This window comes from Erwinia sp. E602 (assembly GCF_018141005.1).
GTDB lineage: Bacteria > Pseudomonadota > Gammaproteobacteria > Enterobacterales > Enterobacteriaceae > Erwinia.
Genome location: NZ_CP046582.1, coordinates 734779 through 751217, shown reverse-complemented (window position 1 = coordinate 751217; position 16439 = coordinate 734779). Strand labels below are relative to the sequence as shown.

The window sequence follows — 16439 nt, the reverse complement described above, 5'->3', positions numbered from 1 at the left end:
ATTTTCATGACGTTAAGCATAAGCAATTGAATCGCAAACCTTTAGCCAGCCATAGGAAAATATGATGACCACCGCCTGTCACCGCGCCTGGTTATGGTCCTACCACTTCGCTAAAAAACTGTACCCTGCCCGCAAAAAAGCAAAATAGTCGCGTCGAAGATTGTTTTTAAATAACAAAATATTAACCATATGTGCAGCAGGCAGGCTGAATCCCTGAACGGTCCTACCAGTTATCAGTCGGGTGACTCCTCTGCGCAAGCCCCCTCCCGCTCCTTCAGGCCAGCAGGTGAAGACCATGAACATCCCAGTACCACCGGCCGCGCTCTCGTTGTCGGCCCGGCTCAGAGAGCAGATCCAGCAGCTTGAGCTGGCGCCCGGCGCACGCCTGCCTGCCGAGCGTCGGCTGGCGGAAGTGCTCGGGGTATCGCGTTCGTCGCTGCGCGAGGCGCTGCGCACGCTGATTGCCGAAGGCGTACTCTACAGCCGCCACGGCGGCGGTACCTGGCTTTGCGAAACGGACGACAGCGCACGCTGGTCACAGCAGCGTATCGTACAGCCGCTGAAGGCGCTGGTGGCGGGCGACCCCAGCTACCGTGACGATATTCTTGAAGCGCGTCACGCCATTGAGGCCAGCACCGCCTGGTATGCGGCGCTGCGTGCCACCGAAGAGGATAAGCAGAAGCTGCAGGGCTGTTTTGATGCCCTCTGCCAGCAGGAAAGCCGCTCCGAAGAGATGGCTGCCCAGGCCGACGTGCGTTTTCACCTGGCGATCGCCGAGGCCTCACACAACGTGGTGTTACTGCAGACCATGCGCGGCTTTTTCGATCTGCTGCAAACTTCGGTGGCGCACAGCCGCCAGCGGATGTACAGCGCCCCGGACATCCACGCCCGGCTGACCGAACAGCACGCTGAACTGCTGCAGGCGATCCTCGCGGGCGATGCCGAACGCGCGCGCCGCGCAGCACAGCAGCACCTCGGCTTTGTGCACGCCACGCTGAAGACGCTGCAGGAAAATGCGGCCCGGCAGGAGCGTATTTCGCGCCTGCCGGGCGACGAAGATAAGTGGATAAAGGAAGAAAACCGATGATCATTTCAGCCGGCAGCGACTACCGCGCCGCCGCCAGACGCATACTGCCACCGTTTCTGTTTCACTACATTGACGGCGGTGCCTACAACGAGCATACGCTGCGCCGCAACGTCGATGACCTGGCGCAGATCGCGCTGAAGCAGCGGGTGCTGAACGATATGTCTGAGCTGGACCTGCGCACCAGGCTGTTTAACGAAGAACTGTCGATGCCGGTGGCGCTGGCCCCGGTCGGCCTGTGCGGCATGTATGCCCGCCGTGGCGAAGTGCAGGCGGCGCGGGCAGCTTCGGCGAAAGGCATCCCCTTCACCCTCTCCACCGTCTCGGTGTGCCCGATTGAAGAGGTCGCCCCGGCGATGGACCGGCCGATGTGGTTCCAGCTCTACGTGCTGAAGGATCGCGGCTTTATGCGCAACGTGCTGGAACGCGCCAAAGCGGCCGGCTGCTCCACGCTGGTGTTTACCGTGGATATGCCGGTTCCGGGTGCCCGCTACCGCGACGCGCACTCCGGCATGAGCGGCCCGAACGCGGCGCTGCGCCGCTACCTGCAGGCGGTCACTCATCCGCAGTGGGCATGGGACGTCGGCCTGCACGGCAAGCCGCACGACCTCGGCAATATCTCCGCCTACCTCGGCAAACCCACCGGGCTGGAGGACTATATCGGCTACCTGGCGAAGAACTTCGATCCGTCAATCAGCTGGTCCGATCTGGAGTGGATCCGCGAAGCCTGGGACGGCCCGATGGTGATCAAAGGCATTCTCGACGCCGATGACGCCCGCGATGCGGTGCGCTTCGGCGCCGACGGCATCGTGGTCTCTAACCACGGTGGCCGCCAGCTGGACGGCGTGCTCTCCAGCGCCCGCGCCCTGCCGCGCATCGCCGATGCGGTCAAAGGCGATATCACCATTCTGGCCGACAGCGGCATCCGCAACGGGCTGGACGTGGTGCGGATGATCGCGCTGGGCGCAGACAGCGTGCTGCTGGGCCGCGCGTACCTCTATGCGCTGGCTACCGCCGGGCAGGCGGGCGTGGCGAATCTGTTAAGCCTGGTGGAAAAAGAGATGCGCGTAGCGATGACCCTGACCGGTGCCAAAAATATCGCCGCCATCTCACGCGATGCGCTGGTCGACGGTGGGCTGGCGTAATACTGCGCCGCTGGCCTGCACCAACACCGTTGAGCGGCAGGCCACGTCCAGCCGCTCAACGGGCATCCCGCTCCCCCGGCAGCCGCAGGGATTAACCCGATCAGGCGGAAATCCGGGGGCTGAAGGAGGCAGACAGCCATCTGCCCGGTGTTACCGGTACAGCGACAGATTCCCCGTCAGGCGGGTAATCTTCTTTTTCGGTCCGATCAGGCCGATCGCCACCAGCGCGATCTGCGGGCTGCTGACCGAGGAGATACGCTCGCCGTACTCGTCATAGGTTTTGCACGACTGCGCCAGCGCGCTGAACGGCATCACGTAAATTTCGTCATCCTGCTGCGCCGTCTGCAGCAACGCCTGCAGATAGCTCCCTTCCGCCCTCAGCACCGGCAGCGGGGCATAAATCACCCCCGGATAGCTGACCCCGTCTGCGCTGTGCAGATCCGGCCCCACCAGATTATCCACCGTGCGGCCGAAGCTGATGCCGATCACGCTGGCGGCATTCATCGCCAGCCCCGGAGCAAGCTGGGCGTCCACCACGATGGTACAGCGTTGTTGCGTTGCATCAAATTTCATCATCATTCCTGTTCTAATGTGCCGTCGGAGCAATAGTATCGCCCGTTCCACCTGGAAAAGGTGGTCTGAATTGCTTGTAAAAACAGTAAAAAAGGGCAAGATTTACCTGATAACCGCCATCAAAAGACAGGAAATGACCTGATGACCTTAAGCCCCAGTGAGATGCACATTCTCACCCTGCTACAGAACGACGCGCGCATCACCAACCAGGCGCTGGCCGACGAAATCGGCCTGTCCGCCTCGCCCTGCTGGCGCAAAGTGCGCAGGCTGGAGGAGGAGGAGGTGATTCAGGGCTACCGTGCGGTGCTGAATCGCCGCAAAATCGGGCTGGGCGTGATGGTGTTTGTGCGGGTGAGCATCGACAGCCACAGCGAAGCCGATGCGAAAAAGTTCGAACAGCAGGTGACCGCGCTGGATAACGTAGTGGCCTGCTACAGCATCGGCGGCGATGCCGACTTCCTGCTGCAGGTGGTGTCACGGGATCTCGACGCCTTTGCGGAGTTTTCCATGACGGTGATCCGCCGCCTGCCGGGTATAAAAGAGATGCAAAGTATGTTTGTACTGAAGGAAATTAAGCCGCTGGTGGGCTATCCGTTACAAAAATCACGCTGAACCCTTAGCGATGACGAACAGCACCGCTTACCTGTTAGCGGCAGAAGGGCCGATCTCTGGCCGTAAAAGATTAATTTTTTCACACCATACTTTTTTTCCGGTTAGCGACGGAAGTTGCGGGGCTCTGCCGCGCCAATAACGTCCTGTTGCGCGGTTCAACGCTGCAATTCAGCCGCGAGAAGGGTGCGTCAGGCGGGCATCTGTTCACCTGCCCGTCGACCCCCTCCCCTCTTTTGACCTGTGAATAGTCTTAAATTTAAGGAGAAACCTGTAACCTAAGTATATTCTTAAAAACTCTGCAACCTGCGGTAATTAAAACAAAACCGTCACGCGTGACGCTGATATTTCCCCTCAAAGTAAACCCTTATTACAAAATCAAATCATTCAGTTCCTTAATGCTAATTGACTGGCTAAAAATTTGACTTAAGATGAGAGCTGTCTCCTCGCTGAATCTGGCGTTACGTAACGTATCCCGGTAAAGCAGTGCCTGACGTACTGGCTGTAAAACGGGCTTCAGACCTGTTGCAACAGCGCCTCTCTTCAGCACGGCGACAGATAAGTAAGGCTTGATAATTAGTGTGTTATAGGTCGTTATATGGGAAATGAGGGGTAAGAACTTTTACCTTTGGTTTTCCCATGCATCTCTGTTTACATTTACCGGGGAAAATGAAATGGGTGACATCGTCCTTATGAGCATGGCATTCATGCTCATTGCAGTCTCTGCATACAGCTTGATTTCATATATTCGCGACAGAAGAAACTCTTCTTTCCCGAAGAAAAAAAGATAATCCCCTGTTTTACTGGCGGGCTATCCACTTTCCGGCGAGCCATCTGGCTCGCCGGAGATGACGCCATTATTAAGATAAATCTGTAGTCCGCCACTGACAACAAAGGGAGATATGTCTTATTCCCCCAGGAATAATTTAACGTATTATTGACCCATAGCAGCGAAATCCAGTGAGTACCTGATGGCTAAATACTAGGATTAATCGCATACCAATCACGTTAAATAGACCGGGTATCATTATGAATGACTATTTCCTTATTAGCATGGCGACTTTACTGATTGCGGTCTCCGTCTGGAGCCTTCACTCGTGGCTGCACGATGTTAAAAAGAAGTCCTTACCCAGGACCAGGCGCTAATTGAGCACCTGCCGGTCAACACCCGGCGGCCTTTACTGCCGCCAGCCCGTCCCGCCTCCTTTTGTTCCTGCCTTTTTACCACTTGTTAGCGTTATGCTCTCTCTTCGGCCATTCTGAGCCCTCAGCTTACGACCGGCAGCCTGCTGCACCCACCATCGCGGTGAACATTCAGCCCCTTGTCCCGGAAGCATCATGACAACTGAGCGCCGCACGACGGTCAACACAAGCCTGAATTTTTCAGATTGCGTCCTTTTTAGTAGCCGTGTCACTATCAGCCCTGATCAGAACCCGCCGTTTTGACGGCGGAGCAAGCGATGATTTCACGTTACCGATTGAGAGTACAACGATGTCACAAAGCTTCAGCAGGCGCGTCCACTTCTACTACTGCATCCTGGTTGCGCTCAGGATGTATGGCAAAAAGCAGCCGGGGAACGCCAGGGGGAAGAATAATTTCCTGCTGAAATGGCTGCGTAACGCCGAGAACGGCAACCTGTTTCCGCCAGAAATCAGCAGTGAAATCACGTGGCTGCGCGGCAAAATCATCAGCGCCGGCCCCGACGCCGATCTGGAACCGATGCTCGTTTATGTTTACCAGACCGCCCGCCGGGCAGAGGGGATGAAGGATCACTGAGAGCGGCTCTCACCTACACAGCAGGCTTTGAAACGCCTCCGGTACGCTTTACCGGGTGAGCCTCTTCCCCCCCCGCTGGCTAACTCACCCTCTGTCGAGTTGCGACCCCTGTTCAGTTGATAACAAGCTTCTCAACCGCGGAGTTGTCGCCGCTATTATGTTGACTGCCAGCAGCACTGCGGCAAGGTGGTGATCCGCAAAACTACACGGTGAGGCGGCCGGTGGGCCGATAATGTCATTTATCAAGATTTAGCGGAGTGATCGCCCGCGCTATCTCCGGTACGCTTTTGCATTGCCCCTTTTATCAACCGCAAAGGACATGCAATGCATATCAGTGACAACATGCCTGCCGCCCCCTCTCAGCTCAGCGTACTGATCGGCCTGTTTGAACACCTCAACGCTCCGTGGGGAATTAAAGATGCAAAATCGCGCCATCTGTATATGAACAGAGCGGCGTATTCTTATACCAACACCCCCCTTCATTTCAGTCTGGAGGGCAAACTCGACGGTGATTTTCCCGCCTGCTGGGCCGAGTATGCTGACGAAATGGTCGAGCACGATCGACTAACAGAGTCAGCTCAGGATCGCGTGGCGGTAATCGAAACCCACTACTGGTTTGGACGGCCCGACTTACAGCCTTACCTTTGCGAAAAAATCCCGCTATTCGGCCCCGATCGGCAATTCACTGGCGTTATCTGGAGTGCCCGCGGGCTGGATACCCTGACACCGCTAAAATACATCAACAAACAGAAACCCAGCGTTCTGACGACAGAAGCCACCTCCTCGATGTTCAGCCGCGTAGAGTTAAATACGCTCTTTCTTTTACTGCAGCGCCACACCACCAAAGAAATCGCCCGGATTTACAACCTGAGTCCTCGTAGCGTAGAGCACCATATTTATACCCTGTATCAGAAAGCAGGCGTACACAGCTTCAGGCAATTTGAAGAGTATTGCCGGACGATGGGCCTGGATAACTACATCCCCCCGCGCCTGCTGGAAAAAGGAATTCAGTTTATCTGACCACAAGGAGCCCTCTGATGCAGATCGAAGATTATCCCCTCAGCCGTGTGCCGCCTGACCGGCGCGTCTCTTTTCTCAGCGTGGCGGTGGTGCATATGGGTATGCTCACCGCGCTGGACCAGTTTATGCTCGGCGCGGTGCTGGGCAACGGCATGAGCATTATCAGTGCGCTGATGGCGATCCTGGCCGGCAGCGTTATTTTTGGCGCGATCACCTTCGGGCTGGGTTACGCCGGGATGAAAGAGGGGTTGTCCGGCAGCCTGCTGGCGCGCTGGTGTGGTTTTGGCCGCGTGGGATCGATCCTGATTGGTCTGATCGTCGCCATCAGCCTGCTCGGCTGGTTCGGCGTGCAAAATGCGATCTTTGCCCGCTCGCTGAACTTCGCGCTGGGCGGCGGCCCGGGCTTCGCGCTATCGGCCACCCTCTCCGGGCTGCTGCTGACACTGCTGGTAGCGTTTGGCTTTAAGGCGTTACGCTTTACCGCGCGCATTGCCGTGCCGCTGTTTGTTGGCCTGGTCGCGCTGATTGCCTGGCAAACGCTGTCCGGCCAGCAGGTGCCGCCGCTGCTCAACGTGGCAGACAGCGTCACGCCCCTGACCATCAGCGCCGCGGTCACCCTGGTGGTCGGCGGGGCCATCGTCGCCAGCCTGATGACGCCGGACCTGACGCGCTACTCGCGCAGTACAAGGCACGTGGCGGGAACGGTGCTGCTCACCATTATCGCCGGAGAGTTCGTGATTAACGGCCTGGCAATCATGATTTCCCATACGCTGCACACCGCGGATGTGGTCACCATTATGTCGCAGGCGACGGGCGGCATCGGGCTGCTGCTGGTGGTGTTCTCCACCCTGCGCATTAACGATCTCAACCTCTATTCGTCCACGCTGGGGGTGATTAACGCGGTGGAAGGCCTCTGCGGTAAAAAGCTGCGCTATCGCAGCACCACGCTGGCTATTGGCGTGCTGGGCACGCTGCTGTCGGTGCTGGGGATCCTCGATCGTTTCGTTGATTTCCTGACCCTGCTGGGCGTGGTGTTCCCGCCGATCCTCGGCATTATGCTGGTGGACTATTTCCTGCTGCGCAGCCAGCGGGCGGTGCTGGAAAGCAGCCGCCGGCAGGGTACGTTACCCGGCGATGCTGAAACACCCACCTGCGGCTGGCCAGCCATCGCCGCGACGCTGGCCGGCAGTACGGTGGGCCTACTCTGTGAATGGGGCGTGCCGACGCTCAACGCCCTGGTCAGCGCCTGCCTGCTCTATGCCCTGCAGAAACAGTTCCAGAATCGCGTTAGGCCGGCGGCCTTTACGGGTCACCAGCGCGATCCGTGAGTCAAAGCAGAAGCGCTGCGGGGCCAGCGCGCGCATCATGCCCCGCGTCACCCAGTGGCTGGCGTAGTGATCCGGCAGAAAACCCACGAACTGGCCGGTGAGGATCAGAAACGCGATGCCTTCCCGGTCGCTGGCGCTGGCGCTGCAGTTAAACAGCTGGTGCAGGCCGATGGTTTCGGCGGTCATGCGCGAGCCGGGCGCCACCGCATCCAGCGTCTGCAGCTGCGCGTCGTCCGGCAGGGTAGCGCTGCCGAACAGCGGATGCGTATGGCTGCAGTACAGCGACGATCGCTCGGTGTACAGCGGCTGATAGTCCAGCCCGGAGAGCGGCACGGTCAGCGGCAGCGCCCCCACCTGGATACGCCCGTCCAGCAGCCCGCGCTCAATATCGGCCGGGGTGCTCATACTCAGATTGATGCGTACCTCCGGCGCCCGGCGGCGCATCTCCGCCAGCGCGTCGGTAATCTGCATCTGCGGGGTGGTCACCAGATTATTGATCAGCGCGATGCTGAACTCACCGCGCAGCTGTTTATGCAGCTGATTGACCTGCTGACGGAAGGATTCCATCGACGCCAGCAGCGTGTCGCTGAGCCGCAGGATCTCCCGCCCCTCATCGGTCAGCGAAAAACCGGCACGGCCACGCTGGCACAGTCGCATGCCGAGACGCTTTTCCAGATCGCTCATGTGCAGGCTGATCGCCGAGCGGGTGATCCCCAGCAGGCTTTCTGCCGCCGAGAAACTGCCGCACTCTGCCACTGTCTTAAACACACGCAATAGTTTCAGATCAAAATCGCTGACCTGACCAAGAGATTTGCCGCTCATTAGGTGAGTAATTCCTTAACTGATGATGAGTTAATCAGTATTTAACTCACCCATTACTTCGGTGCAAACTGTTTTACCCCCTGTTACCCGGAGATGTGCCATGTCTGTCGCCGATGAAATCAGCCAGCTTAATCTGCAAAGCCACTGGATGCCGTTCAGTGCCAACCGTAACTTCCACCAGGACCCGCGCTTTATCGTGGCGGCCGAAGGCCAGTGGCTGGTGGACGATAAAGGACGCCGTATCTACGACAGCCTCTCCGCACTGTGGACCTGTGGCGCAGGCCACACCCGCAGCGGGATCCAGCAGGCGGTATCACGCCAGCTGGGCACCCTCGACTACTCGCCGGGCTTCCAGTACGGCCATCCGCTGTCATTTAAGCTGGCGGAACGCATTGCCGGGCATCTGCCGGGCGACCTCAGTCACGTGTTCTTTACCGGCTCCGGCTCTGAATCCGCCGATACGGCAGTGAAGATGGCCCGCGCCTACTGGCGCGCCAAAGGTCAGCCGACCAAAACCAGACTGATTGGCCGTGCGCGTGGCTACCACGGCGTCAATGTTGCCGGTACCAGCCTTGGCGGCATCGGCGCTAATCGCAAGATGTTTGGCCAGCTGATGGACGTTGACCACCTGCCGCACACCCTGCAGCCGGGCATGGCCTTTACCAGAGGCATGGCGGAAACCGGCGGCGTGGCGCTGGCCGACGAGATGCTTAAGCTGATTGAGCTGCACGACGCCTCGAATATCGCCGCGCTGATCGTCGAGCCGCTCTCCGGATCGGCCGGGGCGATAATTCCACCGGTGGGTTATCTGCAGCGGTTGCGCGAGATCTGCGATCGGCACGATATTCTGCTGATCTTTGATGAGGTGATCACCGGCTTCGGCCGCATGGGCCGCTGGAGCGGTGCTGAATACTTTGGCGTAACGCCGGATATCCTCAACTTTGCCAAGCAGATTACCAACGGCGCGATCCCGCTGGGCGGCGTGGTGGCAACCAGCGAGATCTATCACACCTTTATGGCACAGAACCTGCCACAGCACGCGGTGGAGTTCGGCCATGGCTATACGTATTCTGCCCACCCGGTGGCCTGTGCCGCCGCGCTGGCAACGCTGGATATTCTGGAAAACGAGCAGCTGATTGAGCAGTCCGCCAGCCTGGCACCGCACTTTGAGCAGGCGCTGCACGGCCTGAAAGGCAGCCCGCACGTGGTGGATATCCGCAACTGCGGCCTGGTCGGTGCGATCCAGCTGGCACCGCGCGGTGCCGACCCGAGCATCCGGCCATTTGAAGCCGGAATGGCGCTGTGGCGCGCCGGTTTCTACGTGCGTTTCGGCGGCGACTGCCTGCAGTTTGGTCCGATGTTTAACGCGCAGCCGGACGATCTCGACCGTCTGTTTAACGCCGTGGGCGACGCCCTGCATCACACTGACTGAGGCTACACAGACAGTCGGTACCGCACTCTATCGACGGCGCGACGGGACAGGCGCGGCCAGCCGGTCTCCGGTCATAAACAGGACGTATTTTTAACGCTCGTCGCCCGGCGAACTGTGTCGCCGGGCCGGTTACTCTGCAACCCTCCTGCTTGTTTGTCGGCAAAATGTGATTATGCAGGCAGTTCCGTAAAAATTATTGGTTATATTCCGTTACTACGCACCAGCAGCAATTGACAGCATGCTTTGTACTGGCCTAATTTCTGGCCGGCAGGCCTGCGGTTATTGCTGTGATAACAGGAATTAATAATGATAATCGAGCGAATACTGAATAATAACGTGGTTATTAGCCTCGACGACCACCGTCAGGAAATGGTGGTCATGGGTAAAGGCATCGCCTTCAATAAAAAGATCGGTGATACTACCGACCCCGACAAAGTAGAGAAAATCTTTTCCCTCAACACGCCTTTCACTGAACAGTTTAAAGCATTACTTAATCTGGTTCCGGCAAGCTGTATTAGCGCTACCGAAGCGATTATCGCTCTGGCTAACGACAACCTGCCCGGTAAATTACACCACAGCCTGTTAATCTCCCTGGTCGACCATCTGTATTATGCGCTGCAGCGCTTTTCGCAGAATATTCATATCCCTAACGCCCTGCAGTGGGAGATTAAAAAACTTTACCCGCAGGAGTTTGCGCTGGGCATGCAGGCGCTGCAGATTATTGCCGAACATACCGGTTCGCAACTGCCGGAAGATGAAGCCGGCTTTATTGCGCTGCACCTGGTGAATGCCCAGCTTAACGACAATATGCAAAACACCGTGCAGATCACCCGTTTTATGCAGGACATTCTGAGCCTGGTACAGTATCACTTTGACCTGGTTTATGAGGAAGAGGGGCTACGCTACCAGCGTTTTGTCACCCACCTGAAATTTTTTGCCTGCCGGGTGCTCGACCATCAGCATATCGACGGGGACGATCCTGCGCTGGCACAGCTGGTGCAGCAGCAGTATCCGGCGGCGCGACGCTGTACCGATAAAATCAACCAGTATACGGAATTACATCACGATCACAGCCTCACTCAGGATGAACGCATGTTCCTGACCATTCATATTGAGCAGCTAAGAAAGTAACCGTTGCCGCGCGCACGGCTATGGACAGATTACGATACGTGAAGCGCTTCACAGATTACAGACAATCCAAAAACAACGCTTGAGTGCGCCCGACATTAGGCTTATAGATATACGCCATAGCAGGATTGTGATCTTCACGCTAATTATCGCGTGCAGAGCAAAACCTAACTGACCCCGCGCGGATCGTCTTATCCCCGCCGGAAGAAGTTAGGTTTTTTTTTGCCTTTAATTTACCGACCAGGATATACGAACCAAATTAAGCCAATGGGATTCGCCATTTTATGCAGAGAAATAATTAACGGCGTCGGTGGCCGGGATAATATTGTCAGCGTGACCCATTGCGCCAACCGTTTACGTTTTAAAAGGATCACCGATGAAAACCCAGTTTCCGAACGATTTTCTGTGGGGTGGCGCGGTCGCTGCTAACCAGGTCGAAGGCGCGTATAACGCCGACGGTAAAGGGCTATCCACTTCCGACTTCCAGCCACACGGCCTGATGTACCCGCCAGGCGAACGGAAGCCGGGCGAGTTCAATCTGAAAGATGTCGCCATCGATTTCTACCATCACTATCCGCAGGACATCGCACTGTTCGCCGGGATGGGCTTTAAAACCCTGCGCACCTCGATTGCGTGGACGCGCATCTACCCGAACGGCGACGAGCAGCAGCCTAACGAGGCCGGTCTGGCGTTCTACGATGCGCTGTTTGACGAGATGCTCAAAAACGGTATCCAGCCGCTGATCACCCTCTCCCACTACGAGATGCCTTACCATCTGGTACAGCACTACGGCGGCTGGGGCAACCGGCAAACTATCGCCTTCTTCGAACGCTACGCCACCACGGTGTTTGAGCGTTATCAGCACAAGGTGAAGTGGTGGCTGACCTTTAACGAGATCAACTGCGCGCTGTTCTCCTGCTTTACCGCGCTGGGCCTGCCGCCGGGCAGCAGCCCGCAGGTGGTTTATCAGGCCATCCACCACCAGCTGGTGGCCAGCGCCCGGGTAGTGAAGGCCTGCCACCGGATTATTCCCGATGCGAAAATCGGCAATATGGTGGCGGCGATGCCGTACTACCCGCTGACCTGCCACCCGGACGACGTGCTGGAAGCGCAGCGCAAAGAGCGTGAATGGCTGTTCTTTTTCGACGTGCAGGCGCGCGGCGAGTACCCGAGCTATATGCAGCGCCGCTTTGATGAGCAACATATCCTGCTGCAAATCAGCGCGCAGGATCGCGACGATCTGCAGGAGACCGTCGACTTCCTGTCGTTCAGCTACTACATGAGCAGCTGCGCCAGCGCCGATCCGCAGAAGCAGCAGGCCACCGGCAATATCCTGAATATGATCCACAACCCGTACCTTAGCGCCTCCGACTGGGGCTGGCAGATTGATCCGGCCGGGCTGCGCCATCTGCTGAATATGCTGTGGGATCGCTACCGTAAACCGCTGTTTATCGTCGAGAACGGGCTGGGGGCCAAAGACCAGATCGAGGAGGACGGCACCATCCGCGATGACTACCGCATCGCCTACCTCAACGATCATCTGGTGCAGGCCGGGGAAGCCATCGCCGACGGCGTGCAGCTGCTGGGTTATACCAGCTGGGGGCCGATCGATCTGGTCAGCGCCTCGACGGCGGAGATGTCCAAGCGCTACGGTTTTATCCACGTTGATCGCGATGACGAAGGTAACGGCACGCTGGAACGCCGCCGCAAGAAAAGCTTTACCTGGTATCAGCAGGTGATCGCCAGCAACGGTGGCTCGCTGGTGAAGCCGGAGCTGGACGGCCGCTGAGGGCATCTGAATTCCGCACGAACGACAGAACCCTGGCAGAGCCGTGACGATAAAGTTAAGCCGCACTGGCTCAGCCGTGTTCCCCGCCGATTTTCCGCTCATCAGCGGCGGAGATTTACTGCCTCTCTTGCCGCACGGCGTAGCCTGCTGTGCGCTTTCGTGACCCCCGGCTCAAAAAACGAACAAAAAACAGACACCGCATTAACAAGCCTTGAGCCTGCCTCCTCCCCGGCCGGAAGATACCCCGCAACGACCTGACAGACTTTCCGCTGCACGTCAGCACGTCAGCACGTCAGCACGTCAGCACGTCAGCACGTCAGCATGTTGAACATCAGTACGTCGGTACGTCACCTGTTATTACGTAGCAGGTCAGTTTGCCAGCACGGGAGGGAACCATGGATTACAGCGCACTCTGTGCCGCCATTATTCAGGGGGTAGGCGGGCAGGATAACGTTATCAAGGTGTTTCACTGCGCCACGCGCCTGCGCTTTACGCTGAAAGAGAACCAGCGTGCCGATTCGGCCGCGCTGAAACAGACCGCCGGGATCATCACCGTGGTGGAAAGCGGTGGCCAGTATCAGGTGGTGATTGGCACCCACGTCGGCGAGGTCTGTCAACAGCTGATCGCGGAGGGGTTGGGCGATCCGCCACCGCCGGTCACCGGTGAAAAGGGTCAATCAGCACCACGCGCCGCTGGCTGTGGCAGAGCGCTGGTCAACAGCGCAATCGATATTATTTCCGCCATCTTCGCACCGCTGCTGCCGCTGCTGATCGCCTCAGGGCTGATGAAAGGGGTACTAACGATCGCCACCCTGCAGCACTGGCTGGATAAGGGCAGCGGAACCTGGACCCTGCTGTATGCCGCCAGCGACGCGATGTTTTTCTTTATGCCGGTGCTGCTCGGCTACACCGCCGGCGGCCGCTTTGGCGGTAACCCGCTGCTCACCATGGTGCTGGGGGCGGCGATGGTGCATCCGTCGCTGATTGCGCTGTTCCATGCCAGCCAGCACAACCCAATGCTGCACGTGCGCTTTATGCTGCTGCCGCTGACCCTGATTAACTACAGTTCGACGGTGATCCCGGTGATCCTCGCGGCTGCCTTTTGCTGCTGGCTGGAAAAACGGCTGAACCGCTGGCTACACGTATCGATACGCGCTTTCTTCACTCCGTTCCTCTGCCTGCTGATCGCCCTGCCCGTTACCTGTCTGCTGATTGGCCCGCTGGCTACCTGGCTCAGTAACGCCATCGGCAACGGCTACAACCAGCTTTGGCTGCTTAGCCCGGTCGCCGCCGGGGCCATTCTTGGTGCCGCCTGGCAGGTCCTGGTGATCTTCGGCCTGCACTGGGGGCTGGTTCCGCTGATGCTGAACAACGTTGCCACGCTGGGCTTTGACACTATCTCGCCGATCACCAGCGCCGCCGTCTGGGCGCAGTCCGCGGCTACCCTCGGCATTCTGCTGCGCACCCGCGACCCGCGGCTCAAAACGCTCGCTGCACCGGCGTTTGTCTCCAGCGTGTTCGGCATTACCGAACCGGCCATCTACGGTGTCAACCTGCCGCTGCGCCGGCCGTTTGTCATCGGCTGCATCTGTGGCGCACTGGGCGGCATGGTCGTCGGCTGGTTTCACGGCATGGCACATAACATCGGTGCACTGGGCATCTTCGCCTTTCCGGCCTTTTTATCGCCGGCGGGGCTCGATCGCGCCTTCTGGGGCACGCTGACCGGCTGCATCGTGGCTTTCGGCTGCGCGTTTGTCAGCAGCTGGCTGTTTGGCATTCCTCACCCCGACCGCAAGGAGAGCAATCATGAAACTTAAACACCTGCTGCCCGGCACACTGCTGCTGCTCGGCAGCCCGCTGGCGCTGGCCGACAGCGGCTGCAACGCCTATGACCGCCTGTTGCCGAGGGGCCCTGAAACGCCGTCAATTGGCTCCGCCTGCGACACGCTGTTTCCCGAGTGGGGCGGCGCACGGCGTAAAATGGCCGACTACGGTTTCTACGCCCAGGCCCAGCTGCTGACCAATCTGACCTATGACGTGGCGGGCAACCGCCGTCACAAACCCAATTACGTCGGGCAGCGGCCGACCACCGGTAACTTTATCCAGTTTGATATGACCTACGATCTGGACCGGCTGGGGCTGCCGGATCGGAGCCAGCTGCACCTGCAACTCGGCTATTCGTATAACAATTACCGTGGCAACGGCCAGGACGGCCACCCCTCGGTGATGGACCTGTCGGTGTACCAGCCGCTGTTCAATCAGCGGGTGATCCTGCATTACGGCTATTCCGACTGGCTGAACCACTTTTACGGCCTCTATCTGGGTGCCAGCACCGCCTCCTCCGCGCTCGGCCCGACCAGCGTGATGCTCAATCAGGCCGGACTGACCAGCCTCAAGCCCAGCCCGGGGCTCGACGTGCGGGTTCTTAGCGCCGATCGTCGCTGGTACGATCATATTGGCGTGGCGCGCAGCCAGAGTTCAGACGGGCTGCAGGCCGATTCGCATTACAACCTCTACGGCCTGCGCTGGAAGGAGCCGCACGCAGGTACCCTGTTGATCAATGAAGTGGGTTATCGGGTTAACGCCGCCAACAGCGACAGGATGACGTGGATCAGGGGCGGATCGGTATATAACAAAACCCCGTACCTCAACTACAACTCAGGCCGGTACAACAGCGAAACCTGGTCGCACTATCTCGCCGCCACCCACCAGCTGACCCAGCCCGATCCCAGCCAGCCCGATCGCGGCTGGTATATCGACGGCAAAACCAACTACGCGCCGGAGAACCGTAACCTCTATATGGCCGACGCCTCGCTAACGCTGTTCAGCATCGGCCCGTTTAAACAGCGCCCGGCGGATATGGTCTCATTCGGGGTGTCTTACAATAAATTCAGCGATGACGCGAAGCACTACTTTCAGCGCAAGGGCCAGTCCGCCGACGGCTTCAGCACCACCGGCTCGGTCGCCTATACGTTACGGGTGATGCACGGCATCTACTGGACCAATCAGCTCTCCTGGACGCACCATCCGGCCATCACCCCGCACGAGGACGATGCCTGGAACCTGGAAACGCAGATGGTGGTGAATTTGTAACGTCAGAGGTTGGTGACTAACGGTATGCTTAGCGGCCAAACAGCTCGCTGTGGGTGCCGAAACGAATCCAGGTGAGCAGCGTTCTTTCAGCGTTAAAGCGGTAAATTAGCAGGTGATCGCCGCCAACATGAAGCTCGCGCTCACCTTTCTGATAATCCTTTCCTTTGAGAGGATGGTCCAGATAATCAGCGGGAATGGGATTACCCGAATAAACCAGCGTCATGGCGACAGCCACTTTATTCATATCATAACGACCGGCGCGCCTGCAGCTGTCCCAGTCCTTTTGGAATTGCTTAGTATTTTCAACGGCAGGCAACAGCCGGGTACGTTTATTCACGGTTAAGTTTATCCATCATCTCGTTGATTGTGCTGTACCCGTCAGCTTCATTTTGACGATGGCGGGCTTCCATCTCATCAGCCTCAGCCATCGCCGCCAGCGTGGTGGCGTTAGGCGTGCGGTTGACTTCAAATGGCAGTCCTTCCTTTATTACCACCTGCTCCAGAAACAGACGGATTGCGGTGCTCAGCGTCAGACCACAGTCACTTAACACCTGCGTTGCATCGCTTTTAAGCGCATTATCGATACGAGCCCTGACGATTGCTTGCATAACTCTCTCCATATACGACGTTGTAGTCACA

Annotated in this window: 16 protein-coding genes and 1 pseudogene; 13 read left to right on the top strand and 4 right to left on the bottom strand. The window is 58.1% G+C overall.

Annotated elements, in window-relative coordinates:
• The first annotated feature begins 295 nt into the window (after positions 1-295).
• Together lldR and lldD are read left to right on the top strand one after the other, a co-directional pair.
• On the top strand, positions 296-1087 hold the full coding sequence (gene lldR / locus GKQ23_RS04835; RefSeq protein ID WP_056231637.1) for a transcriptional regulator LldR: 792 nt from the start codon (positions 296-298) through the stop codon (positions 1085-1087).
• The gene (gene lldD / locus GKQ23_RS04830) at positions 1084-2229 is read left to right on the top strand and encodes an FMN-dependent L-lactate dehydrogenase LldD (RefSeq protein WP_056231635.1); all 1146 of its coding nucleotides are present in this window, start codon (positions 1084-1086) and stop codon (positions 2227-2229) included. Before lldR ends, lldD begins: the two co-directional genes overlap by 4 nt.
• Before the next feature lie 150 nt (positions 2230-2379).
• On the opposite strand, the gene GKQ23_RS04825 is transcribed toward lldD, so the two are convergent.
• Complete coding sequence (locus tag GKQ23_RS04825) at positions 2380-2802, bottom strand: DUF2000 domain-containing protein (protein WP_056231633.1); 423 nt, start codon at positions 2800-2802, stop codon at positions 2380-2382.
• A 141-nt stretch (positions 2803-2943) separates the two neighbouring features.
• On the opposite strand from GKQ23_RS04825, the gene GKQ23_RS04820 reads away from it, so the two are divergent.
• From GKQ23_RS04820 to GKQ23_RS04800, 5 genes are all read left to right on the top strand, one after another.
• Entirely contained in the window at positions 2944-3414 is a 471-nt protein-coding gene (locus GKQ23_RS04820) for an Lrp/AsnC family transcriptional regulator (protein WP_056231631.1), read from the top strand.
• Between the two features lie 602 nt (positions 3415-4016).
• Positions 4017-4202 carry a small membrane protein gene (locus tag GKQ23_RS24155; RefSeq protein ID WP_371820075.1) on the top strand — a complete coding sequence of 62 codons (186 nt, stop codon included), beginning with the start codon at positions 4017-4019 and terminating at the stop codon, positions 4200-4202.
• A 701-nt stretch (positions 4203-4903) separates the two neighbouring features.
• A complete protein-coding gene (locus tag GKQ23_RS04810) occupies positions 4904-5188 on the top strand; it encodes a hypothetical protein (RefSeq protein WP_212409907.1) in 285 nt (94 codons plus the stop codon).
• A 324-nt stretch (positions 5189-5512) separates the two neighbouring features.
• On the top strand, positions 5513-6208 hold the full coding sequence (locus tag GKQ23_RS04805) for a PAS and helix-turn-helix domain-containing protein (protein ID WP_249168476.1): 696 nt from the start codon (positions 5513-5515) through the stop codon (positions 6206-6208).
• A 14-nt stretch (positions 6209-6222) separates the two neighbouring features.
• A complete protein-coding gene (locus GKQ23_RS04800) occupies positions 6223-7536 on the top strand; it encodes a cytosine permease (RefSeq protein WP_249168517.1) in 1314 nt (437 codons plus the stop codon).
• On the opposite strand, the pseudogene GKQ23_RS04795 reads toward GKQ23_RS04800, so the two are convergent.
• Positions 7465-8358 (bottom strand): annotated as a pseudogene (locus GKQ23_RS04795) (LysR family transcriptional regulator); the annotation flags it as partial. The gene GKQ23_RS04800 and the pseudogene GKQ23_RS04795 sit on opposite strands and share 72 nt — an antisense overlap.
• Before the next feature lie 100 nt (positions 8359-8458).
• Here GKQ23_RS04795 and GKQ23_RS04790 point away from each other — a divergent pair.
• The 6 genes from GKQ23_RS04790 to GKQ23_RS04765 all read left to right on the top strand — a co-directional run bounded on the left by GKQ23_RS04790 (position 8459) and on the right by GKQ23_RS04765 (position 15800).
• Positions 8459-9790 (top strand): aspartate aminotransferase family protein, encoded by a 1332-nt coding sequence (locus GKQ23_RS04790; protein WP_212409906.1) that lies wholly within the window; start codon positions 8459-8461, stop codon positions 9788-9790.
• Positions 9791-10096: 306 nt separating this feature from the next.
• Positions 10097-10921: a BglG family transcription antiterminator LicT gene (gene licT, locus GKQ23_RS04785; protein WP_212409905.1), complete on the top strand. Its 825-nt coding sequence runs from the start codon at positions 10097-10099 to the stop codon at positions 10919-10921.
• Between the two features lie 264 nt (positions 10922-11185).
• Positions 11186-11347, top strand: coding sequence for a PTS transporter subunit EIIB (locus GKQ23_RS24150; RefSeq protein ID WP_212409904.1), 162 nt, complete (start codon positions 11186-11188; stop codon positions 11345-11347).
• Positions 11295-12707 carry a glycoside hydrolase family 1 protein gene (locus tag GKQ23_RS04775; RefSeq protein WP_212409903.1) on the top strand — a complete coding sequence of 471 codons (1413 nt, stop codon included), beginning with the start codon at positions 11295-11297 and terminating at the stop codon, positions 12705-12707. The genes GKQ23_RS24150 and GKQ23_RS04775 overlap by 53 nt, the downstream gene beginning before the upstream one ends.
• A gap of 395 nt (positions 12708-13102) precedes the next feature.
• Positions 13103-14524, top strand: a complete 1422-nt coding sequence (locus GKQ23_RS04770; RefSeq protein ID WP_056231612.1) for a PTS transporter subunit EIIC — start codon at positions 13103-13105, stop codon at positions 14522-14524.
• Positions 14514-15800 carry a carbohydrate porin gene (locus tag GKQ23_RS04765; RefSeq protein WP_101505382.1) on the top strand — a complete coding sequence of 429 codons (1287 nt, stop codon included), beginning with the start codon at positions 14514-14516 and terminating at the stop codon, positions 15798-15800. Before GKQ23_RS04770 ends, GKQ23_RS04765 begins: the two co-directional genes overlap by 11 nt.
• Positions 15801-15828: 28 nt before the next feature.
• Here the strand turns inward: GKQ23_RS04765 and GKQ23_RS04760 are convergent, their stop codons facing one another.
• Positions 15829-16137 carry a type II toxin-antitoxin system YafQ family toxin gene (locus tag GKQ23_RS04760; protein ID WP_212409902.1) on the bottom strand — a complete coding sequence of 103 codons (309 nt, stop codon included), beginning with the start codon at positions 16135-16137 and terminating at the stop codon, positions 15829-15831.
• On the bottom strand, positions 16130-16408 hold the full coding sequence (locus GKQ23_RS04755; RefSeq protein ID WP_249168475.1) for a type II toxin-antitoxin system RelB/DinJ family antitoxin: 279 nt from the start codon (positions 16406-16408) through the stop codon (positions 16130-16132). The genes GKQ23_RS04760 and GKQ23_RS04755 overlap by 8 nt, the downstream gene beginning before the upstream one ends.
• Between the last annotated feature and the right edge of the window lie 31 nt (positions 16409-16439).